Source organism: Lysinibacillus sp. COL-1, assembly GCF_059814265.1.
Map to the genome: position 1 here is coordinate 209,551 of NZ_JCAWSJ010000002.1, position 24,073 is coordinate 233,623.

The following is a 24,073-nucleotide window of genomic DNA, read 5'->3' on the forward strand; positions in this document are numbered from 1 at the left end:
GTCGATCAAATATCAAATCTGCTAGCAAGATTCGATATTTGTGACAATTAGTATGAGGCTCAGTATTAAATAACGTTATTTAACGTTAAATTATTTTTTTTCTTTAGGGCGTTTTGTTCCGTATTTAGAACGTGATTGTAAACGACCGTTTACACCAGCTGTATCAAGAGCTCCACGTACGATATGGTAACGAACACCCGCTAAGTCTTTTACGCGTCCGCCACGGATAAGAACAACACTGTGCTCTTGTAAGTTGTGGCCTTCACCTGGGATATAAGCTGTAACCTCAATTTGGTTAGTTAAACGTACACGAGCGTATTTACGTAACGCTGAGTTCGGTTTACGAGGTGTCATTGTACCAACACGAGTACAAACACCGCGTTTTTGTGGTGATTTAACATCAGTTAAAGATTTTTTAAATGAGTTATATCCTTTGTTTAACGCTGGTGATTTTGATTTCGTGATTTTAGATTGACGAGGCTTACGTACTAATTGGTTAATTGTAGGCATCGATATTTCCTCCCTTCATTTATTCCTTGTTAATACCACACATCCAGGTGGTTCATTTTTTGGGTAAAAACAAAGTCTTTGTGTTTAATACACAAAAACTACTCTACAGTAATCGCAACTACCGCAGCTCCAACATGGATTCCACAGGCCTTGCCCAGTTCCTTTTTCGACTCAACAAGAATAACTGGTATACCGATTTCTCTCGCGAAAGATATGGCCGAATCGGTTACCCAATTGTCTGCATCAAGTGCCACAAGAAGTTCTTTCACTGAACCGGCTCGCATTGCTTTTACTGCTTGCTTTGTACCTATGATTGTTTGACTAGCCCTTACTTTATCATAAGACATTTTCATATCCTCCGAAGTACAGACAGTTAACTATCAACCTTCAATATATTATCATTACCAATTTACACTGTCAACTAATATCTTTAAAAAGTCCGAAGAGACGGTGAAATTCCATCTCTTCGGTCCTATTTTAATGTCTATTCGGCAGAAACAACTTCTGTGTCAAGCTCATCTTTTTCGATGCGGATTTGACGGTAACGTTGCATACCAGTACCTGCAGGAACAAGTTTACCGATAATTACGTTCTCTTTTAATCCAAGAAGCTCGTCACGTTTACCCTTAATTGCTGCATCTGTTAACACACGTGTTGTTTCTTGGAACGATGCTGCAGATAAGAATGATTCTGTTTCAAGAGAAGCTTTTGTAATACCCAGGATAACAGGACGACAAGTTGCAGGATTTTTGCCATTCATAACAGCATCTGCATTTGCCTCTGCAAATTGGTGGATATCTAGTAATGAACCTGGTAATAAATCTGTATCTCCAGCTTCAATTACACGTACTTTACGAAGCATTTGGCGAACCATTACCTCGATATGTTTATCACCAATTTCTACCCCTTGCATACGGTATACTTTTTGAACTTCTTTTAATAAATATTCTTGAACAGTTGAAACGTCTTTGACTTTTAACAATTGTTTTGGATCGATAGAACCCTCTGTTAAAACTTGACCACGCTCTACATTATCACCTTCGATAACTTTTAAACGTGCATTATAAGGTGCTTGATACTTACGCGTTTCTACGTCACCTTGAATAGTAATTTCTTTTAAGCCTTCACGAATTTCTGTGATATCTGAAACAGTACCTGTGATTTCTGAAATAACAGATTGACCTTTTGGATTACGTGCTTCAAAGATCTCTTGGATACGTGGAAGACCTTGTGTAATATCATCTCCGGCAACCCCACCTGTATGGAATGTACGCATTGTTAATTGTGTACCTGGTTCACCGATTGATTGAGCTGCAATAATACCAACTGCCTCTCCAACCTCAACCTTTTCACCTGTTGCCAAGTTCATGCCGTAACATTTTTTACATACGCCATGTTTTGTATTACATGTAAATGCTGAACGGATTGTCACTTCCTCGATACCTGCTTCAATAATTGCACGAGCAACATCTTGGTCGATTAAACCATCTCTTCCTAAAATAACTTCACCCGTTTCAGGATGTACGATTGTTTTCTTCGTATGACGACCAACAATACGTTCATCTAGAGCTTCAATCAGTTCTGTGCCTTCCATTAATGCACCAATTGTTAAGCCACGGTCAGTACCACAGTCATCTTCACGTACAATAACATCCTGTGCAACGTCAACAAGACGACGTGTTAAGTAACCTGAATCGGCAGTTTTAAGGGCTGTATCGGCAAGACCTTTACGAGCACCGTGAGTAGAGATGAAGTACTCTAATACTGTTAAACCTTCACGGAATGAAGATTTAATTGGAAGTTCAATAATACGACCAGCCGGGTTGGCCATCAGACCACGCATACCAGCTAACTGCGTAAAGTTAGATGCGTTACCACGGGCACCTGAATCAGACATCATGAAAATTGGGTTTGTTTTCTCAAGTGACTTCATCAGTTTCGCTTGAATTTCGTCTTTCGCAGCACTCCAGCTTGAGATAACACGATCATAACGTTCATCCTCTGTAATGAAACCACGACGGAATTGCGCTTGAACTTTATCCACTTTTTCTTGAGCTACAGCTAAAATTTCACCTTTATCAGGTAATACCACGATGTCAGATACACCTACAGTAATACCAGCACGTGTTGAATATTTAAATCCTAGGTTTTTCATGCGGTCAAGCATTTTAGATGTTTCAGTAATGTGGAAACGTTTAAACACTTCAGCAATGATATTTCCTAAGAATTTTTTACGGAATGGATTTACAACTGGTACTGATGCAAAATATTTACGCAATACAGCTGTACGTTGTGCATCAATTTTCCCTTTTTCATCTAAATTATTATAAGCGCTATCTGATTCAAGCTCTTTCAGAGTATCTTCGTCAATTACTAAATTAGCGAAGTATTTCTCTGGTGTTACTTGCTCTAAGTTGAAATCAGTTGGCTCATTAATATAAGGGAATGATTTTGGCAAGATTTCGTTAAAGATTACTTTACCAACAGTTGTCAATAGGAACATATTATTTTGTTCTTCTGTGAATGTTGGGTTATTTAACGAACTTGCTTTAATCGCGATACGTGTATGCAAATGTACATGACCTGTATCATATGCAATTAAGACTTCATTTGGACCATAGAAAACAGTACCTTCACCACGAGCATCTTCACGTTCAAGTGTTAGGTAGTAGTTTCCTAATACCATATCTTGAGAAGGTGTTACAACAGGTTTACCATCTTTTGGATTCAAGATGTTTTGTGCTGCAAGCATTAGAAGACGAGCTTCTGCTTGAGCTTCTGCTGATAACGGTACGTGAACCGCCATTTGGTCACCATCGAAGTCAGCGTTATACGCTGTACATACTAATGGGTGAAGACGAATAGCACGACCTTCAACTAGTGTTGGTTCAAATGCTTGAATACCAAGACGGTGAAGCGTTGGTGCACGGTTTAGTAATACCGGATGCTCACGAATAACATCTTCTAAAACGTCCCAAACGTCATTGTTTAAACGTTCAATTTTACGCTTAGCAGATTTAATGTTATGAGCAAGACCACGCTCTACTAACTCTTTCATTACGAATGGCTTGAATAATTCGATAGCCATTTCTTTTGGTAAACCACATTGGTACATTTTTAAGTTTGGACCTACTACGATAACGGAACGACCAGAATAGTCAACACGTTTACCAAGTAAGTTTTGACGGAAACGACCTTGTTTACCTTTCAGCATATGTGAAAGTGATTTTAGTGGACGGTTACCAGGACCTGTTACAGGACGTCCGCGACGACCATTATCAATTAATGCGTCAACAGCTTCTTGTAGCATACGCTTTTCGTTTTGTACGATGATGCTTGGCGCACCTAAATCTAATAAACGTTTTAAACGATTATTACGGTTGATTACACGACGGTATAAATCGTTTAAATCGGAAGTTGCAAAACGACCACCATCTAATTGCACCATTGGACGAAGCTCTGGTGGAATAACAGGTAGAACATCTAGAATCATCCATTCAGGTGAGTTACCTGAGTTACGGAAAGATTCAACAACTTCTAGACGTTTGATAGCACGAGTACGTCTTTGACCTTGTGCAGATTTTAACTCTTCTTTTAAAGAATGTGTTTCATCCTCTAAGTCAATTTTGCTTAATAGTTTTTTGATTGCTTCTGCACCCATTGCAGCTTCGAATGTGTTGCCGAATTTTTCACGGTATGCACGGTACTCTTTTTCAGAAAGTAATTGTTTGCTTTCTAAGTTAGTAGCACCCGCATCAATCACAACATATGAAGCAAAATAAATAACTTCTTCTAATGCACGTGGTGACATATCTAGGATTAGACCCATACGGCTTGGAATACCTTTGAAGTACCAGATATGAGAAACTGGTGCTGCTAATTCGATGTGTCCCATACGCTCACGACGAACTTTAGCGCGTGTTACTTCAACGCCACAACGGTCACAAACTACGCCTTTATAGCGTACACGTTTATATTTACCACAATGACATTCCCAATCTTTAGTTGGACCAAAGATACGTTCACAGAATAAACCATCTTTTTCTGGTTTTAATGTACGGTAGTTAATTGTTTCAGGCTTTTTAACCTCACCATATGACCAAGAACGAATCTTGTCAGGGGATGCTAAACCGATTTTCATATATTCAAATTCATTAACGTCTATCAAGGAGCCTACCTCCCTCTAGTATAGGTCTTTATAAAGACTCTTTTACGCAGCTCGATAATCGCTTGCAAAGAATTGCCTCTTTGGCAAAGGATTAGAAATAGAATGATTTATTAAAAGAAAAAGCCAGGCAGGGCGTTAAATCCTGCCCGGCTAATTTGAAAAATAAGTTTGACCTTATTCACCATTGTGAATTTGGGTTTCCATTATTCAAAAGACTCTACTGGCTCTTCTTCTGTATCTGGCTGTGGTGCAATGTTAAGTGCATCAGCTGGTTGAAGATCTTCTTCTTCGTCTAAATCGCGAAGCTCTACTTCTTCATCATTAACTGTTAACATCTTAACATCCATACCAAGAGATTGAAGTTCTTTAATCAATACTTTGAATGATTCAGGAACACCTGGCTCTGGTACACTTTCACCTTTAACGATGGCTTCATATGTTTTCACACGACCAACAACGTCATCGGATTTAACCGTTAAGATTTCTTGAAGTGTATATGCAGCACCGTATGCTTCAAGTGCCCATACCTCCATCTCACCAAAACGTTGTCCACCAAATTGCGCTTTACCACCAAGTGGTTGCTGCGTAACAAGTGAATAAGGACCAGTTGAACGTGCGTGAAGTTTATCATCAACCATGTGAGCAAGTTTGATCATGTACATGATCCCAACAGATACACGGTTATCAAATGGTTCACCAGAACGTCCATCATACAGGATTGTTTTACCGTCACGGTTCATCCCTGCTTCTTCCATTGTTTCCCAAACGTCTTCTTCATTAGCACCATCAAATACTGGTGTTGCCATGTGGACGCCTAGGTAGCGAGAAGCCATACCTAAGTGTAACTCTAAAACTTGTCCGATATTCATACGAGAAGGTACACCAAGCGGATTTAACATGATATCAACAGGCGTGCCATCTGGCATGAATGGCATATCTTCTTCCGGTAAGATACGAGAGATAACCCCTTTGTTACCATGACGTCCGGCCATTTTGTCCCCAACGCGAATTTTACGTTTTTGAACAATATAAGCACGAACTAATTGGTTAACGCCTGGTGGTAATTCATCGCCATCTTCACGGTTAAATACTTTAACGTCAAGAATGATACCGCCAGCACCGTGTGGTACACGTAATGAAGTATCACGAACCTCACGAGCCTTTTCACCGAAGATTGCATGTAATAAACGCTCTTCCGCAGTTAATTCTGTAACCCCTTTAGGTGTTACTTTCCCTACCAGAATATCGCCATCACGTACTTCCGCACCAATACGGATAATACCACGTTCGTCTAGGTTACGAAGTGCATCTTCTCCAACGTTCGGAATATCGCGAGTGATTTCTTCAGGCCCAAGCTTTGTATCACGAGATTCTGATTCATATTCTTCAATATGAACAGATGTATAGACATCGTCTTTTACAAGGCGCTCGCTCATAATAACAGCATCCTCATAGTTAAAGCCGTTCCAAGTCATGAATGCAACAAGTACGTTACGTCCAAGAGCCAGTTCTCCTCTTTCCATTGATGGACCGTCTGCTAAAATATCACGAGGTTTCACACGCTCGCCAACTTTTACAAGTGGACGTTGGTTATATGAAGTACCTTGGTTTGAACGAATGAATTTTTGTAATTTATATTTTGTTAAATCGCCTTTAACCTCTTTGCCGTCTACAACTTCAATGCGACGAACATGGATAGAGCGAGCCTCTACGTGCTCAACAATACCATCGTATTTCGCTACAACAGCTGCACCTGAATCACGCGCATCAACATGTTCCATACCCGTACCAACGAATGGTGCTTCTGGGTTAAGAAGTGGAACTGCTTGACGTTGCATGTTGGCACCCATAAGTGCACGGTTAGAGTCATCGTTTTCTAAGAACGGGATACAGGCAGTTGCAGCAGAAACTACTTGTTTAGGAGATACGTCCATGTAGTCCATTTGAGCTTTATTGAATACTGTGTTATCCCCACGGAAACGACCTACTACTTCTTCATTAGTAAATGTACCATCTGGATTTAATAGCGAGTTTGCTTGTGCTACATAGTAGTTATCTTCTTCATCAGCTGTTAAATAATCAATTTGATCCGTTACTCGGCCTGTTTCGTGATCAATACGACGATAAGGCGTTTCGATGAATCCAAATTTATTGACTTTGGCAAATGAAGATAATGAGTTGATTAAACCAATGTTTGGACCCTCAGGTGTCTCGATTGGACACATACGACCGTAGTGAGAGTAGTGAACGTCACGCACTTCAAAACCAGCACGCTCACGTGTTAAACCACCAGGCCCTAATGCAGATAAACGACGTTTATGTGTTAACTCTGCTAGAGGGTTTGTTTGGTCCATGAATTGAGATAATTGAGAGCTACCGAAGAACTCTTTAATAGACGCAATTACAGGACGAATATTAATTAATTGTTGCGGTACGATTGCAGCTGTGTCGTTAATGGACATACGCTCACGTACTACACGTTCCATACGAGATAAACCGATACGGAATTGGTTTTGTAGTAACTCACCTACTGAACGTAGACGACGGTTACCTAAATGGTCAATATCATCTGTTGCGCCTACTTGGTAAAGTAAGTTGAAGAAATAGCTTACTGAAGATAAAACGTCAGCTGGTGTAATATTCTTCACTTCTTCATCAATGTACGCATTACTGATGATATTAATTTCTTTTTGTGCTTCATCTTTCGGTGCATAAATCTTAATAGATTGGATTGTTACATCGTCCTCAAGCACGCCACCAACTTGCGATAAAGTACGGTAACCAATACCTTTTGATGAATCTTCTAGGTAAGGTAGAATTTTATCTAAAGTACGACGGTCAAGCACTGTACCCTTTTCTACTAAAATTTCGCCTGTTTCAGGATCTACAAGCGTTTCAGCAATCGTTTGGTTAAATAAACGATTTTTAATATGAAGCTTTTTATTCATTTTGTAGCGACCAACATTCGCTAAATCATAACGTTTTGCATCGAAGAAACGAGAGTACAATAAACTCTTCGCACTTTCTACTGTTGGAGGCTCACCTGGACGTAAACGTTCATAGATTTCTAAAAGTGCTTTTTCTGTACTTTCAGAGTTATCTTTTTCTAACGTATTACGTAAATACTCGTTATCACCGATAATATCGATAATTTCTTGGTCTGAACCGAAACCTAGTGCACGTAGTAACACTGTTACTGGTAGCTTACGAGTACGATCGATACGCACATAAACTACGTCTTTTGCATCAGTTTCATACTCTAACCATGCACCACGGTTTGGAATCACTGTTGCGCCGAAACCTTTTTTACCGTTTTTATCAGTTTTATCATGGAAATACACACTTGGTGAACGAACTAATTGTGAAACGATAACACGTTCAGCACCATTGATAATGAACGTACCTGTTTCTGTCATTAATGGGAAGTCACCCATGAAGACATCTTGTTCTTTCACTTCGTCTGTTTCTTTGTTGTAAAGACGTACTTTCACACGTAATGGAGCTGCGTAAGTAACATCTCGCTCTTTACATTCATCAACATCATACTTAGGCTCACCTAATGAATAATCGATGAATTCTAATGAAAGATTACCTGTAAAGTCCTCGATCGGCGAAATGTCACGGAACATTTCACGTAAACCTTCTTCAAGGAACCACTCGTAAGACGCCGTTTGAATCTCAATCAGATTTGGAAGCTCAAGCACCTCTTTAATACGCGCAAAGCTTCTACGCTGGCGGTGTTGTCCGTACTGAACTAGTTGACCTGTCAACTCATTCACCCCTCAATAAAGCGATATTAGGTCTTTGCAAAATCATACAAATAGTGTATGATTTCGAAAGACAAAAAGAAAACGAGTCTTCAAAAAGATCTCATTTTCGGTTAACTAAACTTATCTTGGCAAGTATACCCATATAAAAACATTTCTATACAAAAGGGCATACGACCTCAAAATAATATTTTTGCATTGTATCATATTATCATAGCCGATTTGTCAAGTCAATAAATTATACATATTTCATTTATTTTTTTGCGCGTACTATCCAGTACCCTTTTTTCTTCTCGACAATATCGACTTCTGAAAATTTTTCTTCTAGGTAACTTACTGTCGATGGTGCTCCTTGTTTCTTCTGGATGACTACCCAAAGCTCACCCGAAGGCACTAGTCGATCATAAGCTCCATCGTAAAAGCGGAAAATCGTTTCCTTCCCTGCACGAATTGGTGGATTCGTTAAGATAGCTGCAGCTTCTACATCTGTATCAACCATCGATAGGCCGTCACTCACAAATATTCGCACATTTTGAACACCGTTCACTTGCGCATTTTTCTGCGAAAGTGTAACTGCGCGTTCATTTATATCCATCATATAAACGGTACGGTCTGGATTCGCTTTGGCAATCGATAATCCTATCGGCCCATATCCACAACCTACATCCAATATCGCACCATTAATATTAGGCATTTTAAAAGCGTCTATTAAAACACGGGATCCAAAATCTACTTCGCTTTTACTAAATACACCTGCATCCGTTTCAAACGAAAACGAATGCCCTAGTAACTTGAATGTCCAGTGACGAGGTTTACTCTCAGTTTGAGGCTTACTTGTATAATAATGATCTGACATTTTCATGCCTCCTCAGAATGAAGAAAAAAGCTCGCCAAAATGACGAGCTTTCCTTTTGTTAAAAAGTAATACGAGATTACTTAACTTCTACAGATGCGCCAACTTCTTCAAGTTTAGCTTTGATTTCTTCAGCTTCATCTTTAGAAACGCCTTCTTTAAGAGCTTTAGGAGCGTTATCTACTACTTCTTTAGCTTCTTTAAGACCTAAACCAGTGATTTCACGAACCACTTTGATTACTTTGATTTTTTCTGCACCAGCAGATGCTAATACTACGTCAAATTCAGTTTTTTCTTCAGCTGCAGCAGCACCGCCAGCAACTACTGCTACAGGAGCAGCAGCTGTTACACCGAATTCTTCTTCGATTGCTTTTACTAAATCGTTTAATTCAAGAACTGTCATAGCTTTGATAGCTTCTAAGATTTGCTCTTTATTCATTATAATTTCCTCCTAATTGGATAATGTTTTATTTTTTTGCGATCAGGCCGCAGAAGTCTGAGTGCGTATTAAATTACGCGCCTTGTTCTTCTTTTTGTTCTGCAACAGCTTTTGTTGCAAGTGCGAAGTTACGCACTGGAGCTTGAAGTACAGATAAAAGCATAGAAAGTAGACCTTCGCGTGATGGAAGTTCTGCAAGTGCTTTAACATCTTCAACAGAAGAGATTGTACCTTCAATAATACCCGCTTTAATTTCTAAAGCTTCGTTTTTCTTAGCGAACTCGTTGATGATTTTAGCAGGCGCTACAACATCTTCATTTGAGAACGCAATTGCGTTAGGACCAACTAATACGTCGTTGATTCCTTCAAGACCAGCAGCCTCAGCAGCACGACGAGTTAAAGTATTTTTGTAAACTTTGAACTCAACGCCAGCTTCACGAAGTTGTTTACGAAGCTCAGTTACTTGTGCAACATTAAGACCACGGTAATCCACAACTACTACAGAAGCAGCGCCTTGGAATTTTTCAGTAATCTCTTGAACTTGTACTTGTTTGTTTTCGATTGCTTTGCTCATGATGACACCTCCTATTAGAATGGGTCATTTATACCGACAAAAGAAAAGCCTCTGGGTCAAATAGACGCAGAGGCTGAAAGTCATCATCTTTAAAATAAGAATCTGAATTCCGATGTCCTCGGTAGGATCATTAAGTGACAAGTCACCCCTACTGTCTACGGTACAAATGGATAATTCACAACAGCAACTATAATATCATGTATACTCACTGTCGTCAACACATATATATAAATTATTTTACTACTACGTTAGAAGCGTCAACTTTAATAGCTGGGCCCATTGTAGTTGTAACATTTACAGATTTCATGTAAGTACCTTTAGCTGCAGCAGGTTTTGCTTTTTGCACTACATCAAAAACAGCTAAGAAGTTTTCTACTAATTTTTCTGCTGAGAAAGAAACTTTACCGATAGGAGCGTGGATGATACCAGCTTTATCAGCACGGTATTCTACTTTACCAGCTTTGATTTCTTCGATCGCTTTTGTTACATCGAAAGTAACTGTACCAGTTTTAGGGTTTGGCATTAAACCTTTAGGTCCTAATACACGACCAAGTTTACCAACTTCGCCCATCATGTCAGGAGTTGCTACGATTACATCGAAATCAAACCAACCTTGTTGGATTTTTTGGATGTATTCTGCATCGCCTACATAGTCAGCACCAGCTGCTTCAGCTTCTTTAAGTTTCTCACCTTTTGCGAATACTAATACACGTTGAGTTTTACCAGTACCGTTTGGTAGCACTACTGCACCACGGATTTGTTGGTCGTTTTTACGAGTATCAATACCTAGACGGAAAGCAACTTCTACAGTAGCGTCGAAGTTAACTGTGCTAGTTTTTTGAGCAAGTTCGATTGCTTCTTGTGCACTATATAGTGAGTTACGATCAATTAATTTTACTGCATCTTGCAGTTTTTTACCTTTTTTAGCCATTATATATTTCCTCCTTGATTGTGGTTATAGCGGATTTTACCTCCCACGAATAAAGGTTGCGTGTTCACAAAGAAACTTCGCAACCTTCCAAAAAACAAAACATCAAGTAAATGGGATTAGTCTTCGATAACAATACCCATGCTTCGTGCAGTACCTTCAACCATTAACATAGCAGCTTCCACTGAAGCAGCGTTAAGGTCTGGCATTTTAGTTTCAGCGATTTCGCGAACTTTATCACGCTTAACCGTTGCCACTTTTTTACGATTTGGTTCACCAGATCCTGATTGGATACCAGCTGCTACTTTAAGTAACACTGCTGCAGGTGGAGTTTTTGTAATGAAAGTGAAAGAACGGTCCTCGAATACTGAAATTTCAACTGGAATAATAAGACCAGCTTGATCAGCAGTACGCGCATTGAATTCTTTACAGAATCCCATGATGTTCACACCCGCTTGACCTAATGCAGGACCAACCGGTGGAGCTGGGTTAGCTTTACCAGCAGGGATTTGAAGTTTTACAACTTTAATAACTTTTTTAGCCACGAGACACACCTCCTTAAGTCCGTGATGTGGTAATTGGGTTGCCCCTCCCACTCAATATCTGTCTGTCAGCTAAGTGCCGATAACATTAAAATTATCAATACAGACGTCAACTAAAAGTATGACAGTCTGACCTATGAAATGATACCACTTTTAATTTTTTTAAGCAAGTAGTAATTAACAAAATCTGCGAAACATCTACCAATTGACATGTCATAGATCAATTACTGGAACTATAATTTTTGAATTTGTTCGAAATCTAGCTCCATAATTGTTTCGCGACCAAACATATCAACCGACACTTTTATTTTTCCTTTTTCCGTGTCAATTTCCTCAACACGCCCTTGGAAATGAGCGAACGGCCCTTCTAATACTTCAACAGCCTCACCAACAGTTATATCAACTTCTACAACCTTATCAGTCATACCCATTTGTTGTAGTAGACGATCTGCTTCCTCTGGTAGTAAAGGTGTTGGTTTTGCTCCTCCACCTGATGAGCCGATAAAGCCAGTAACGCCTGGCGTATTTCGTACTACATACCAAGAATCGTCTGTCATAATTAACTCAACTAACACATAACCAGGGAAAACTTTGCGCATCATCGTGCGCTTTTTCCCATCTTTCATTTCTGTTTCCTCGTGCTCAGGAACAATTACACGGAAGATTTTATCTTGCATTCCCATTGTTTCTACACGTTTTTCTAGGTTTGCTTTTACACGGTTTTCATACCCTGAATACGTATGAACAACATACCAATTTTTCTCCATAACTACTAGGACTCCTCGTCCGTCCCTCCCTTACAAATAAAAGTGAAAATGAATCGCGATATGCTAAACGCATTCTTACTCTTTTCACAAACATCTCATTAGAAAAATATAGCTTTCGCTAATAGCCAGCGAAAGCCCGATGATATATACCGAAACTAGCATAGTCATCAATCACTACTATCATACTCTCCTAGTAGCATCCTTATCATCATGAGCGTATTTTACTGACCTTCACTTCACCATGTCATCAAACCAATAGATAAAGTTTTCTGCTGAATGAAGATAAAACAAACGAAAAAACCCGTTATTACAATGGACGGGCTATTTCAAAAATATGCTATTTACTAAATTATAAATCTAAGTACCAGCGGAATAATGATGAAACACCTAAGTCAACTAATACAAAAAATAAAGCCATAATGACAACAGTTGAAATTACAACGACTGTATATTTCGTTAGTTCTTTACTTTTTGGCCAGCTTGTTTTGCGCATTTCAGACATTACATCACTTAAAAAGCCTTTGATCTTGCCCATTCTAGCTTAACCTCCGAATCAATCATATCTGTCTATTTACATATCATTTTATAGCGTTTGTTTATGCATTGTATGTTCATTGCAATGCGAGCAAAATTTCTTTAATTCGAGACGTACAGTTGAACCTTCTTTAGCTGGGAACGTGTAATTTCTCGACCCGCATTTCTCGCAATTTAGCACGACTTTTTTTGCCATATACTCACCTTTTTCGGCACTTTGTCTTTTTAAGACTAACACCTATATTTGTCAATGTCAATAAAGGCCTATATGGACTAAGACATTTCCTCAAGGACCAAATGTCGCTCTAATTTACGCTTGACCCGCTGCAATGCATTATCAATCGATTTCACATGGCGATTTAATTTCTCAGAAATTTCATGATAAGACTGACCATCTAAATATAAAGCTAAAACTTGTAGTTCTAATTCACTTAAAATCTCACTCATTTTTTCTTCTAAATAGCCGAACTCTTCTCTATGAATCATCAATTCTTCTGGATCGTCCATAATAGCACCTGTTAGCACATCCATTAGCGTTCGGTCTGACTCTTCATCAAATATAGGCTTGTCCAAAGAGATATAGGAGTTTAGTGGAATATGCTTTTGCCTAGTAGCTGTTTTAATCGCCGTGATGATCTGCCTTGTAATACACAGCTCTGCAAAAGCCCTAAAAGAAGCCAGTTTATCGCCTTTAAAATCACGAATCGCTTTATATAAACCGATCATACCCTCTTGCACGATGTCTTCCTTATCTGCTCCAATTAAGAAATAGGACCTTGCCTTTGCTCTTACTAACAAACGGTATTTCGTAATTAAGTAATCCAACGCATCTGTATTACCTTGATGCACCATTTCAATAAGTTCTTCATCATTGAATCGTTCAAAATCTTGTGTCACTTGTACAATGCTATTTTTAAACATGGTATCACCTCAGCCACAACAGATAATTAGGAACAGTATAACGGAATTGGAAAATATGCGTCAATCTATCATTTCAATCCTCGTCGCCATTTTTCAAAAGCAAGTGCAACATCTGGCTTTAATTCTATACGAGAAGGCGGCTTGCTTTCTTGTTTGCGCCTCACGTCATGTGAAATTTTATGTTGGATAATGCTTGTATCAATTTCTAGCTCTCTAGCCGATTTCCTTAGAGCACCATTACCAAAGATAACGCTTTGCTCTGCCATATCGGACGTTGCTACATGTATCTGTACATTTCTAGCCTTTAGTTCACGCGTCATTTTTTCTATTCGTTCATCTGCCGTTTCATTTTTACGGGTATAAATGACTTCTACACCATTTTCTATATAAGATTGCTCAACTCCTGGTACAAGATGTGCGTCAAAAACAATAATTACGCGCCAGTCCATAGCCGCTTTATATTCAGCCATAACTTCTATCAGCTTTCTGCGCGCATCCTCAAAATTTGTATCACGCAATGGCCGCAGCTCTTTCCAAGATCCAATCATATTATAGCCATCAACAAGCAAAATGTTTTTCATTGTTACTCATTCGCTTCTTGACGTTTACGATACACTTCATACATTAAAAGCGCTGCAGCAACTGATGCGTTTAATGATGTAACATGCCCAACCATTGGTAAGTGATATAAAAAATCGCATTTTTCTTTTAATAAACGACCCATTCCCTTGCCCTCACTGCCAATAATGATGGCTAACGGTAATGTGGCATCCATTTTTCGATAATCCACCGAGCCCTTCGCATCTGTACCAGCGATCCATACACCTCGTTCTTTTAGTTCATCAACCGTTTGAGCAAGATTGTTCACACGTACAACTGGAACATGTTCAATAGCACCTGTGGATGCTTTTGCCACTACAGCTGTTAAACTAACAGATCGACGCTTTGGAATAATAATACCATGTGCTCCGATAGCATCAGCCGTTCGCATAATAGACCCTAGATTATGAGGATCCTCTAGCTCGTCTAAAATTAGGAAAAAAGGATCTTCCTGTTTATTGGCTGCAGCTGCAAATAAATCCTCAAGTTCAGCATACTTATAAGCGGCAACAGATGCAACAATTCCTTGATGATTAGCACTCGATAATTGATCGACTTTCTTTTTTGGGACAAACTGAACTATTACACCACGTTCTCGGGCTAAATCTAGCAATTCATTCACACCAGATTTTTTGACACCTTCTGCAATCCATACTTTATTCATATCGCGGCCTGAACGAAGTGCTTCTAACACTGGGTTTTTACCGGCAATAATTTCACCATTCTGTTCTGCCATTATTTAGACACTCCCTTTGATTCCTCGATTATTTGAATAGCATATGCAATGATTTCATACACGCGTTCTAGTTCATTTAATAAATATAAACTACCAAGCACTGCCTCAAAGCCTGAGCTATTACGATAGGTTTGGACATCTGTATTTTTTGGTACAGAGCCGGATTTGGCATTGCGTCCACGACGGAACACAGCCAATTCCTCCTCTGTTAAATAATTTTCATCCATCATGCGATGAACGATCATAGATTGCGCTTTTGCTGAAACATAACGAGTTGCCTCTCGATGCAGCGTATTCGGCTTAACACGGCCAGAACGTAGCAAATGCTCACGTATTTTTTGTTCTAATACGGCATCCCCCATATAGGCTAATGCCAGCGCATTTAATTGCTTAACATCTTCATTGCGAAGTTTATCCAACTTTATTACCCTCGTTTCCATCTAGTTCCTTGTCGTGTATCTTCTAAAATGATACCCTGGGCTTGCAAATGGTCACGGATCTCATCAGAACGAGCAAAATTACGGTTTTTACGTGCCTCTACGCGCTCTTGTAGCAATGCTTCAATTTCTTCGTCTAATAGCTCTTCTTCTTTTACAAATTCAATACCTAAGACGTCGCCTACTACTTCAAAAGTTTCCATAAATGTTTCTAAAACTTTTTTGCAAGTATTTGCTTCATTTAAGTAAATATTAGCAATACGTGCTACCTCGAATAATACTGAAATAGCGTTTGCAGTATTAAAGTCATCATCCATTGCCTCTTCAAACTGTGCTTTTTGTTCAGCAATTTTGCTCAGCCATTCTTCCGAGTGATCACCTAAGCTTGCTGTAGTTGTAAGACGATGCTTCACATTATTGTAAGCTGTACGAATGCGTTCTAAGCCCGTTGCAGCAGCTTCTACTAAATCTTTAGCAAAGTTAATTGGGTGACGATAATGAACCGATAGCATAAAGAAACGTAGTATCTGTGGATCAATTTGTTTACGAATATCATTAACAAGAATGAAATTGCCAAGAGATTTAGACATCTTTTCATTATCGATATTAATATACCCGTTATGCATCCAATAACGTGCAAATGTTTTATCGTTATGTGCTTCTGATTGAGCAATTTCATTTTCATGGTGAGGGAAAGTTAAATCTTGCCCACCAGCATGAATATCAATAGTATCTCCTAAATGCTCACGAGCCATTACAGAACATTCAATATGCCAGCCTGGACGACCATCTCCCCATGGACTTTCCCAGAAGATCTCACCCGGCTTCGCAGCTTTCCATAAAGCAAAATCTAATGCATCATCTTTTTTCTCGCCTGCTTCAATACGAGCACCGATTTTTAAATCGTCTACTGATTGATGCGATAATTTACCATAGCCATCAAACTTACGTGTGCGATAATACACATCCCCAGCAGATTCATAAGCATAGCCTTTATCAATTAATACTTGAATAAATTGAATGATATCGTCCATATGCTCTGTTACACGTGGATGAACATCCGCTTTTTTGCACCCTAGTGCTGTAACATCCTCGAAGTACGCAGCAATAAAGCGCTCTGTTAATTCATGCACTTCTTCGCCTAACGCATTTGCTGCCTTAATGATTTTATCGTCTACATCCGTAAAATTGGATACGAATTTTACATCATAGCCTTTATATTGAAAATAACGGCGAACTGTATCATACACAATGACAGGACGTGAATTTCCAATATGGATATAGTTATAAACAGTCGGACCGCAGACATACATTTTAACTTTTCCTTCTTCTAGCGGTACGAAGGTTTCCTTTTGTCTTGTTAATGAGTTAAATATTTGAATACTCATTGTGTTTCTCTCTCCTTTTGTAAGCGTTCGATTTCCTGCTGCAATTCAGTGATTTGCTTCTCGAAAACTTGACAACGTTCTTCCACAGGATCAGGTATATTTTGATGATCTAGTTTTTTCTCTAGACGAACTCCATCCTTAATTACTATTTTACCAGGAATACCGACAACTGTAGCGTTTGGCGGTACTTCTTTTAAAACAACTGATCCCGCACCAATTTTACTATTCTCACCAATTGTGATAGAACCTAACACTTTCGCGCCCGTTGCAACAAGCACATTGTCCTCTAACGTAGGGTGTCGTTTTCCTTTTTCTTTCCCTGTACCACCTAATGTTACACCTTGATACAAAGTAACATTATTACCAATTTCACATGTTTCACCAATGACAACACCCATACCATGGTCTATAAAGAAACGACGACCAATTTTTGCACCTGGGTGAATTTCAATCCCCGTAAAGAAACGGCTAATTTGCGAAATGGCACGAGCTATAAAATAAAAACGTCTTTTAAAGAACCAATGCGCCACTCGATGCGCCCATGTCGCATGCAAACCAGAATAGGTTAACACCACTTCAAATACACTACGCGCTGCTGGATCATTCTCAAAAATTGTTTCCACATCTTCCTTCATTCTTTTAAACACAAAAACTCCCCCTTTTCATGTTGGTCTTGCTCAAATCCTTTGAAATCCTACACACTAAAACGATAGCAATTGCCAATTTCCTTCAGATTCCCTGCGTAGATGATGTGGTATTGACGCCTCCTTGTAAATTAATGAAGCCTGCATCATTGCCTTTTTCTAAAAAATAAAAAGCGCCCCTATCATCCCCAAAAGGGAATGACAGAGACGCTTAAAATGCGTGGTTCCACTCTGTTTGAAGGCAAAGATGCCTTCCACTCTGGACGTTCTTTAACGGGAACGACTCGATAAAGCCTACTATAGTTCAGCTCTATGCTCAAAGGTGCATTTCAGTTTTGCCTGGGCTCAGACCACTTTCAGCCGGTGATGGTCCTCTCTTAAGAGCATGCGCCACTTACTTCTCCTTATCAACGCTTTTTCAATGTAAATACATTTTACAACGAAAGAATGGATTGTCAATAAATTTCTCTTTATTGGGCAAATTTTTCTACGCGGTCAATTGTTTTCTCTTTACCAATTAAACAAATCGCATTTGGTAACTCTGGTCCATGCGTTTCACCTGTTGTTACAACACGAATTGGCATAAATAGATTTTTACCTTTATGACCTGTTGCTTTTTGCACAGCTTTAATAGCAGCTTTTACTGCATCTGGTGTAAATTCTTCTAATTGCTCAAGCTCTGCTTTAAATGCTGCCATTACTTCAGGCACTTGCTCTCCCGCTAAAACCTCTTTTGCTTCTTCATCATATTCAATATGGTCGTTAAAGAATAGGCTAGATAACTCCACAATCTCTGCCCCAAAGCTCATTTGATCGTGATAAAGTGCGATTAAATCCGTCGCCCATGCATATTGCTCTGCCGTAAGTTCTTCAGGTAATAGCTCTGCTTTTTGCAAGTGTGGTAAAGACAATGCTACGACTTCCTCTAAAGATAGTTTTTTAATATATTGATTATTCATCCATGTCAGCTTTTGCTTATCGAACATAGATGGTGATTTAGAAAGACGTTTTTCATCAAAGATTTTAATAAACTCTTCTTTAGAGAAGATCTCTTCTTCCCCTTCTGGAGACCATCCAAGTAGCGCAAAGAAGTTGAACATTGCTTCAGGAAGATATCCTAAATCTTTATATTGCGTGATAAATTGAATAATTGATTCATCACGTTTAGATAGCTTTTTACGATTTTCATTAATAATTAATGTCATATGACCGAAGCGTGGATATTCCCAGCCAAATGCATCAAAAATCATCATTTGCTTTGGCGTATTCGATAAATGCTCTTCTCCACGGAAAACATGCGAGATTTCCATAAAGTGATCGTCTAGCACAACCGCATAGTTATATGTTGGAATACCATTTGCTTTTACAAGTACCCAATCACCAATGTCTTTAGATTCAAATGTAACTGGTCCACGAACTAAATCTTCAAACTCATAAGTTACATTTTCAGGAACACGCATACGGATTGTATATGGCTCGCCCGCTGCTTCTTTAGCTGCGACTTCCTCTGCTGATAAGTGACGACATGTCCCATCATAAGTAGGGGCCGCTACACCCCTTGCTTTTTGTTCTTCACGTGATGCTTCAAGCTTTTCTGATGAGCAGAAACATTTGTAAGCGACACCTTGTTCTAATAATTTCTCAGCGTGCTCTTTATAAATATCAAGACGTTCCATTTGACGATAAGGCGCATAAGGTCCACCAATATCAATGGACTCATCATATTCAATACCTAACCATTTTAGGTTATCTAGCTGAGATGCTTCTCCGCCCTCTACATTACGCTCAATATCCGTATCTTCAATACGTACAATGAATTTACCGTTATGATGTTTTGCATATAAATAATTGAATAATGCTGTACGCGCTCCACCTATATGTAAAAAACCTGTTGGAGATGGCGCGTATCGAACGCGAACTTCTTTCGTCATATTAAAAGCCTCCTAAATTTTCGATCAAAAAATTGACTTTGTTCATTTTACCACTCTGTTACAGGAAATAAAAGCGGAGTTAATCCGCATTTATTTCTTCATCAATAGAATTGTGGCCATAGCCGCTATACCTTCCTCACGACCTGTAAAACCTAAACGTTCAGTTGTCGTTGCCTTTACATTGACTTGAGACGGCTCTGCATGGAGCAATTCAGCGATGCGATTTTGCATCTGTCCAATATAAGGCGCCATCTTGGGGCGCTGTGCCATAATTGTACAATCTACATTCCCTAGCACATAGCCTTTGTCCTCAACAATTTTCCAAATATACGCTAATAGTTTTGCTGAATCAGCGTCTTTAAAGGCTGGGTCCGTATCTGGAAAATGACGACCGATATCTCCTTCTCCAATTGCCCCTAGAGCTGCATCCGTAACCGTGTGTAAAAGAACATCTGCATCAGAATGCCCTACTAGCCCTTTTTCATGTGGAATCGTAATACCACCAATAATTAATGGACGACCTTCTTCAAATGCATGTACATCAAAACCTTGTCCAATTCGAAACATATGATAGAGAGACTACTTTAGCAAAACATGTGGATCAAAACAGCTCCTTGCCTGCTGTAATCGCAGTCTCATTCACCTTCTTTCACTTTTATATTTACTCACTATTATACCCTCACATTTTAACATATTTCCTAGGAAATTGAGCTGATAGCAAATAGTGAGCATTTTCCCTCACTTACATCTCAGCATAAGCCTGCGTCTGGCTCTATAAACATTGGCTAAATCAAGATAAAATCCCATTAGCAACAATTGCCAATGAGATTTTTAGATTACTATTCGTTTATTTGCAATGCTCGTTTACGTAAAATAGCTTCACCAAATATTAAATCTTCCTGTGTCGTCATTTTGACATTTTCATAGCTACTTTCTACAATATGCACTGCATGACCTAAGCGTTCAACTAGCATAGCTTCATCTGTACCAAGAAAGCCCACCTTCTCAGCAACATCCTCTGCCTCCACAATTAAATCAAATTGGAAGGCTTGTGGCGTTTGAATCATCCATAAGCTATCACGATCAACTGTTTCTTCGATAATACCATTACGAACCTTTTTCATTGTATCCTTCGCTCGAACCCCTGCAATAGCTGCCCCAAACTCATGAGCACTTTGTACAAGGCTAGCGATAATACCATGTGTAATAAAAGGCCGAGCTGCATCGTGGACAAGCACAATATCTACCTGCTGCATCTCTTTCATACATGAATGGACTGAATGCTGTCGCTCAGCACCGCCATCAGGTAAGCCCTTCACTTTTGTAATCTCAAATTGCTCTAGCAATTCTTGAATATAAGTACGTTCTTCTGGTTTTACAGCCAGCCAAATACCAGTGCAAAAAGGATCTTGTTGAAACACTTCTAGCGTGTGGATCAGAATAGGCTTCTCTAAAAGTTTTAAAAACAATTTATTTTGTCCCGCACCCATGCGTTTTCCGCTTCCTGCCGCAGGTAGTACTACTTCATATTGCATTTTTCCACATCCTAATCGTCCTTCGGCTTGGCAAATATCATTCGACCCGCTGATGTTTGCAGCACACTCGTTACTGTCACAGTAATGGCCTGTCCGATATAGCTACGGCCACCTTCAACAACAATCATTGTTCCATCATCTAAATAGGCAACCCCTTGATTATGCTCTTTACCATCCTTGATGACCACAACCTGCATATCTTCACCTGGGATTACAACAGGCTTCACCGCATTCGCTAAATCATTAATATTTAATACTTTCACATGATGGAGCTCACAGACTTTATTCAAGTTAAAATCATTTGTGACAATCTGTGTGTCATTCCCCATTTTCTTTGCAAGACGTACAAGCTTTAAATCCACCTCTTGTACATCCTCAAAATCTTCATCCGTAATTTCCACTTTGGTCTTACGTTCATCTTGTAATTTTCTTAAAATATCTAATCCACGACGTCCTCTTGTACGTTTTAACGTATCGGAAGAATCGGCAATATGCTGCAGCTCTGTAAGGACAAATTGAGGTACGACTAAGACTCCTTCTATGAAGCCAGTTCCAGAAATATCAGCAATACGACCATCAATAATAACGCTCGTATCTAACAGCTTATAACTCCCACGTATTTCTTGAATTTCAGCACCTTCAGCAGCCTTTTTCTTTGTATTATTACTACGTAAAGTAAAAAGCTGTATTAATTCATCTCTTTTTCTAAAACCTAAACGGAACCCTAAATAACCTAATACAAATGACAGAATAATAGGGAGTACTTCTGTAATTACAGGGAATTGCACACTATCGATGGCGAAGCCTAAAAAATAAGCTACAATCAGTCCCATGATTAAACCAAGCGTACCAAAAAATAAATCACCGATAGGCACCTTAAACAGGACCTCTTCCATCCAGCTAATGAGCTTCACAAAATAATCGGAAAATGCAAAAGACAGTGTAAATAGTAAAAGCGCGCCTAATGCTACTGATACGTAAGGATTATCTAGCCAAGGATTAGATGATAAATGAAGCAATTCGTATAATGGCGGTAAGAAAACAAGGCCCAATGCTCCTCCAATCAGTAAAAAGGCAATTTGAACAAATTTTTTCACAAGCTGTCACCTCCTATTGTTAGTTAAGATTATACATAGTTTACTGTAGAAAATCCTTCATGAGCTCATCAAATTATCATTATTTTTGATGTTCATTCACAGGGACAAATCATTTAGACATCATTCTTTCCAACCTCTATCTTACTGTGTTTTCGATGACACTCTTGCATGACTTTATCCTGCTATTATCTAGGACGCCTATCCCCTTACTTGAGTTTCCGATTTTAACGTTAAAAAATGACGGAAAATGCATGTCAGAATGGTATCCAACATGCACAATTTCCCTTTACAACTCTCTAAAGCATGCATTTAATGCATCTTTGATCGTTTCTACTCCAACTATTTCTATTCCCTGTGGAAAATCCCAACCGCCAATATTGGAGGCAGGTATGAAAGCTCTTTTAAACCCAAGCTTTGCCGCTTCAATAACACGCTGTTCAATCCGCGATACTCGACGTACCTCACCTGTCAGCCCTACTTCACCAATAAAGCAGTCCGTTGCTCGCACAGCTTGATCTTTAAAGCTTGAGACAATACTTGTCAACACCGCTAAATCAATTGCTGGCTCATCCAATTTGACACCACCAGCAACTTTAATATATGCGTCCTGAGCTTGTAGCATGAGGCCCATCCGTTTTTCTAGCACTGCCATTAGCAATTGCACTCGGTTTTGATCGACACCAGTTGCCATACGTTTAGGGTAATTAAAGCTTGTAGGTGTTACTAAAGATTGAATTTCAACAAGGATGGGTCTTGTCCCCTCCATGGATGCAACAATAGTGGATCCCGCTGCTCCTTGTGACCGCTCCTGCAAAAATAATTCAGAAGGATTCAGCACTTCCTTTAATCCCCCTTGAAGCATTTCAAATATCGCAATTTCATTGGTAGAGCCGAAGCGGTTTTTTTGGCTGCGTAGAATACGATGATTATGATGTCTTTCTCCTTCAAAATATAACACTGTATCAACCATATGCTCTAAAATACGAGGTCCGGCAATTTGCCCCTCTTTTGTTACATGCCCGACCAAGAAAATAGCAATGCCTTTTGTCTTGGCGATTCGCATCAGTTCTGCCGTACATTCACGAACTTGCGATACACTACCTGGTGCACTTGTTACTTCTGGATGAAAGACGGTTTGTATGGAATCGACAATGACAAATTTCGGTTGTACTTCATCAATGGTTTGGTTTAAAAATTCGAGATTCGTCTCGGAATATATGTAAAGCTCTTGAGAAACCACTCCTAGACGCTCTGCTCGTAATTTTGTTTGACGAATGGACTCCTCTCCAGAAATATAAAGCACACGATGCCCTTTATTCGAAAGTAATGCTGAAACTTGTAGTAATAGTGTAGATTTCCCAATCCCCGGATCTCCCCCGATTAATACGAGCGAACCGGGTACAATACCACCACCCAATACGCGATTCAGTTCGCCCATTTCCGTCGCTACACGGGATTCTTCAGTCGCTTCGACCTGAATAATTGGGAGAGCCTTTTGGGTAACTGTAGCAGAATGCTGGAATGCTCCTCGTGGTCCCTTTGCGACCATCTCAACTTCTTCCACCATCTTATTCCATTCTCCACACCCTGGACATCTTCCCATCCATTTTGCAGTTTCATAGCCACAGCCTGAACATACAAACTTTGTTTTTTTCTTTGCCAAATTGCTTTCACCTCGAATATTTGTTCTTATCATTAATTG

Annotated in this window: 23 protein-coding genes and 2 other annotated features; all 23 genes read right to left on the reverse strand. The window is 39.3% G+C overall.

All coding sequences use genetic code 11. The features are described from left to right. Positions 1-90: 90 nt before the first annotated feature. The 23 genes from rpsL to radA all read right to left on the reverse strand — a co-directional run bounded on the left by rpsL (position 91) and on the right by radA (position 24,034). Positions 91-510, reverse strand: a complete 420-nt coding sequence (gene rpsL, locus AC6BKE_RS01580; RefSeq protein ID WP_010860613.1) for a 30S ribosomal protein S12 — start codon at positions 508-510, stop codon at positions 91-93. Positions 511-608: 98 nt separating this feature from the next. Further along, positions 609-857, reverse strand: a complete 249-nt coding sequence (locus AC6BKE_RS01585) for a ribosomal L7Ae/L30e/S12e/Gadd45 family protein (RefSeq protein WP_036123715.1) — start codon at positions 855-857, stop codon at positions 609-611. Positions 858-994: 137 nt separating this feature from the next. Continuing rightward, the gene (gene rpoC, locus AC6BKE_RS01590) at positions 995-4,678 is read right to left on the reverse strand and encodes a DNA-directed RNA polymerase subunit beta' (RefSeq protein WP_058845122.1); all 3,684 of its coding nucleotides are present in this window, start codon (positions 4,676-4,678) and stop codon (positions 995-997) included. 203 nt (positions 4,679-4,881) lie between these two features. After that, the gene (gene rpoB, locus AC6BKE_RS01595; RefSeq protein ID WP_170829859.1) at positions 4,882-8,457 is read right to left on the reverse strand and encodes a DNA-directed RNA polymerase subunit beta; all 3,576 of its coding nucleotides are present in this window, start codon (positions 8,455-8,457) and stop codon (positions 4,882-4,884) included. A 241-nt stretch (positions 8,458-8,698) separates the two neighbouring features. Beyond that, positions 8,699-9,301: a class I SAM-dependent methyltransferase gene (locus AC6BKE_RS01600; RefSeq protein ID WP_058845123.1), complete on the reverse strand. Its 603-nt coding sequence runs from the start codon at positions 9,299-9,301 to the stop codon at positions 8,699-8,701. A 76-nt stretch (positions 9,302-9,377) separates the two neighbouring features. Continuing rightward, positions 9,378-9,737 (reverse strand): 50S ribosomal protein L7/L12, encoded by a 360-nt coding sequence (gene rplL, locus AC6BKE_RS01605; protein ID WP_004233598.1) that lies wholly within the window; start codon positions 9,735-9,737, stop codon positions 9,378-9,380. A gap of 73 nt (positions 9,738-9,810) precedes the next feature. Continuing rightward, positions 9,811-10,311, reverse strand: a complete 501-nt coding sequence (gene rplJ, locus AC6BKE_RS01610) for a 50S ribosomal protein L10 (RefSeq protein ID WP_004233596.1) — start codon at positions 10,309-10,311, stop codon at positions 9,811-9,813. Between the two features lie 32 nt (positions 10,312-10,343). Then, positions 10,344-10,490: a sequence feature (ribosomal protein L10 leader region), on the reverse strand. 53 nt (positions 10,491-10,543) lie between these two features. Then, on the reverse strand, positions 10,544-11,242 hold the full coding sequence (gene rplA, locus AC6BKE_RS01615; protein WP_036123728.1) for a 50S ribosomal protein L1: 699 nt from the start codon (positions 11,240-11,242) through the stop codon (positions 10,544-10,546). 116 nt (positions 11,243-11,358) lie between these two features. Next, positions 11,359-11,784 (reverse strand): 50S ribosomal protein L11, encoded by a 426-nt coding sequence (rplK, locus tag AC6BKE_RS01620; protein ID WP_004233593.1) that lies wholly within the window; start codon positions 11,782-11,784, stop codon positions 11,359-11,361. A gap of 230 nt (positions 11,785-12,014) precedes the next feature. Continuing rightward, entirely contained in the window at positions 12,015-12,548 is a 534-nt protein-coding gene (gene nusG / locus AC6BKE_RS01625) for a transcription termination/antitermination protein NusG (protein WP_036123731.1), read from the reverse strand. Positions 12,549-12,897: 349 nt separating this feature from the next. After that, positions 12,898-13,083, reverse strand: coding sequence for a preprotein translocase subunit SecE (gene secE, locus AC6BKE_RS01630; RefSeq protein WP_036123733.1), 186 nt, complete (start codon positions 13,081-13,083; stop codon positions 12,898-12,900). A gap of 48 nt (positions 13,084-13,131) precedes the next feature. Beyond that, positions 13,132-13,278 (reverse strand): 50S ribosomal protein L33, encoded by a 147-nt coding sequence (gene rpmG / locus AC6BKE_RS01635; RefSeq protein WP_004233588.1) that lies wholly within the window; start codon positions 13,276-13,278, stop codon positions 13,132-13,134. 77 nt (positions 13,279-13,355) lie between these two features. Next, entirely contained in the window at positions 13,356-14,003 is a 648-nt protein-coding gene (gene sigH, locus AC6BKE_RS01640) for an RNA polymerase sporulation sigma factor SigH (protein ID WP_036123738.1), read from the reverse strand. Between the two features lie 68 nt (positions 14,004-14,071). Beyond that, positions 14,072-14,584, reverse strand: coding sequence for an NYN domain-containing protein (locus AC6BKE_RS01645; protein ID WP_036123742.1), 513 nt, complete (start codon positions 14,582-14,584; stop codon positions 14,072-14,074). A gap of 2 nt (positions 14,585-14,586) precedes the next feature. Continuing rightward, positions 14,587-15,339 (reverse strand): 23S rRNA (guanosine(2251)-2'-O)-methyltransferase RlmB, encoded by a 753-nt coding sequence (gene rlmB / locus AC6BKE_RS01650; protein WP_036123745.1) that lies wholly within the window; start codon positions 15,337-15,339, stop codon positions 14,587-14,589. Next, the gene (locus AC6BKE_RS01655; RefSeq protein ID WP_170829858.1) at positions 15,339-15,779 is read right to left on the reverse strand and encodes a Mini-ribonuclease 3; all 441 of its coding nucleotides are present in this window, start codon (positions 15,777-15,779) and stop codon (positions 15,339-15,341) included. The genes rlmB and AC6BKE_RS01655 overlap by 1 nt, the downstream gene beginning before the upstream one ends. Next, positions 15,764-17,164: a cysteine--tRNA ligase gene (gene cysS / locus AC6BKE_RS01660; protein WP_340812362.1), complete on the reverse strand. Its 1,401-nt coding sequence runs from the start codon at positions 17,162-17,164 to the stop codon at positions 15,764-15,766. The genes AC6BKE_RS01655 and cysS overlap by 16 nt, the downstream gene beginning before the upstream one ends. After that, on the reverse strand, positions 17,161-17,811 hold the full coding sequence (epsC, locus tag AC6BKE_RS01665; protein WP_036123753.1) for a serine O-acetyltransferase EpsC: 651 nt from the start codon (positions 17,809-17,811) through the stop codon (positions 17,161-17,163). Before epsC ends, cysS begins: the two co-directional genes overlap by 4 nt. A gap of 197 nt (positions 17,812-18,008) precedes the next feature. Next, positions 18,009-18,228: a binding site (T-box leader), on the reverse strand. Positions 18,229-18,278: 50 nt separating this feature from the next. After that, positions 18,279-19,739, reverse strand: a complete 1,461-nt coding sequence (gene gltX, locus AC6BKE_RS01670) for a glutamate--tRNA ligase (protein WP_340812363.1) — start codon at positions 19,737-19,739, stop codon at positions 18,279-18,281. Positions 19,740-19,829: 90 nt separating this feature from the next. Next, positions 19,830-20,306, reverse strand: coding sequence for a 2-C-methyl-D-erythritol 2,4-cyclodiphosphate synthase (ispF, locus tag AC6BKE_RS01675; RefSeq protein ID WP_089933398.1), 477 nt, complete (start codon positions 20,304-20,306; stop codon positions 19,830-19,832). Between the two features lie 272 nt (positions 20,307-20,578). Beyond that, positions 20,579-21,274: a 2-C-methyl-D-erythritol 4-phosphate cytidylyltransferase gene (ispD, locus tag AC6BKE_RS01680; RefSeq protein ID WP_271911893.1), complete on the reverse strand. Its 696-nt coding sequence runs from the start codon at positions 21,272-21,274 to the stop codon at positions 20,579-20,581. An 11-nt stretch (positions 21,275-21,285) separates the two neighbouring features. Continuing rightward, on the reverse strand, positions 21,286-22,371 hold the full coding sequence (locus AC6BKE_RS01685) for a PIN/TRAM domain-containing protein (protein ID WP_036123784.1): 1,086 nt from the start codon (positions 22,369-22,371) through the stop codon (positions 21,286-21,288). A 286-nt stretch (positions 22,372-22,657) separates the two neighbouring features. Then, the gene (gene radA, locus AC6BKE_RS01690) at positions 22,658-24,034 is read right to left on the reverse strand and encodes a DNA repair protein RadA (RefSeq protein ID WP_036123854.1); all 1,377 of its coding nucleotides are present in this window, start codon (positions 24,032-24,034) and stop codon (positions 22,658-22,660) included. Positions 24,035-24,073: the final 39 nt, after the last annotated feature.

Coding starts and splice junctions, on each gene's coding strand:
- rplJ (WP_004233596.1), bottom strand. CDS start 10,311: ATGAGCAAAGCAATCGAAAACAAACAAGTACAAGTTCAAGAGATTACT.
- secE (WP_036123733.1), bottom strand. CDS start 13,083: ATGGGCAAGATCAAAGGCTTTTTAAGTGATGTAATGTCTGAAATGCGC.
- ispD (WP_271911893.1), bottom strand. CDS start 21,274: ATGCAATATGAAGTAGTACTACCTGCGGCAGGAAGCGGAAAACGCATG.
- rplA (WP_036123728.1), bottom strand. CDS start 11,242: ATGGCTAAAAAAGGTAAAAAACTGCAAGATGCAGTAAAATTAATTGAT.
- AC6BKE_RS01645 (WP_036123742.1), bottom strand. CDS start 14,584: ATGAAAAACATTTTGCTTGTTGATGGCTATAATATGATTGGATCTTGG.
- gltX (WP_340812363.1), bottom strand. CDS start 19,739: ATGACGAAAGAAGTTCGCGTTCGATACGCGCCATCTCCAACAGGTTTT.
- rpsL (WP_010860613.1), bottom strand. CDS start 510: ATGCCTACAATTAACCAATTAGTACGTAAGCCTCGTCAATCTAAAATC.
- rplL (WP_004233598.1), bottom strand. CDS start 9,737: ATGAATAAAGAGCAAATCTTAGAAGCTATCAAAGCTATGACAGTTCTT.
- cysS (WP_340812362.1), bottom strand. CDS start 17,164: ATGAGTATTCAAATATTTAACTCATTAACAAGACAAAAGGAAACCTTC.
- sigH (WP_036123738.1), bottom strand. CDS start 14,003: ATGTTTAAAAATAGCATTGTACAAGTGACACAAGATTTTGAACGATTC.
- AC6BKE_RS01655 (WP_170829858.1), bottom strand. CDS start 15,779: ATGGAAACGAGGGTAATAAAGTTGGATAAACTTCGCAATGAAGATGTT.
- nusG (WP_036123731.1), bottom strand. CDS start 12,548: ATGGAGAAAAATTGGTATGTTGTTCATACGTATTCAGGGTATGAAAAC.
- AC6BKE_RS01585 (WP_036123715.1), bottom strand. CDS start 857: ATGTCTTATGATAAAGTAAGGGCTAGTCAAACAATCATAGGTACAAAG.
- rlmB (WP_036123745.1), bottom strand. CDS start 15,339: ATGGCAGAACAGAATGGTGAAATTATTGCCGGTAAAAACCCAGTGTTA.
- AC6BKE_RS01600 (WP_058845123.1), bottom strand. CDS start 9,301: ATGTCAGATCATTATTATACAAGTAAGCCTCAAACTGAGAGTAAACCT.
- ispF (WP_089933398.1), bottom strand. CDS start 20,306: ATGTTTCGAATTGGACAAGGTTTTGATGTACATGCATTTGAAGAAGGT.
- rpmG (WP_004233588.1), bottom strand. CDS start 13,278: ATGGCAAAAAAAGTCGTGCTAAATTGCGAGAAATGCGGGTCGAGAAAT.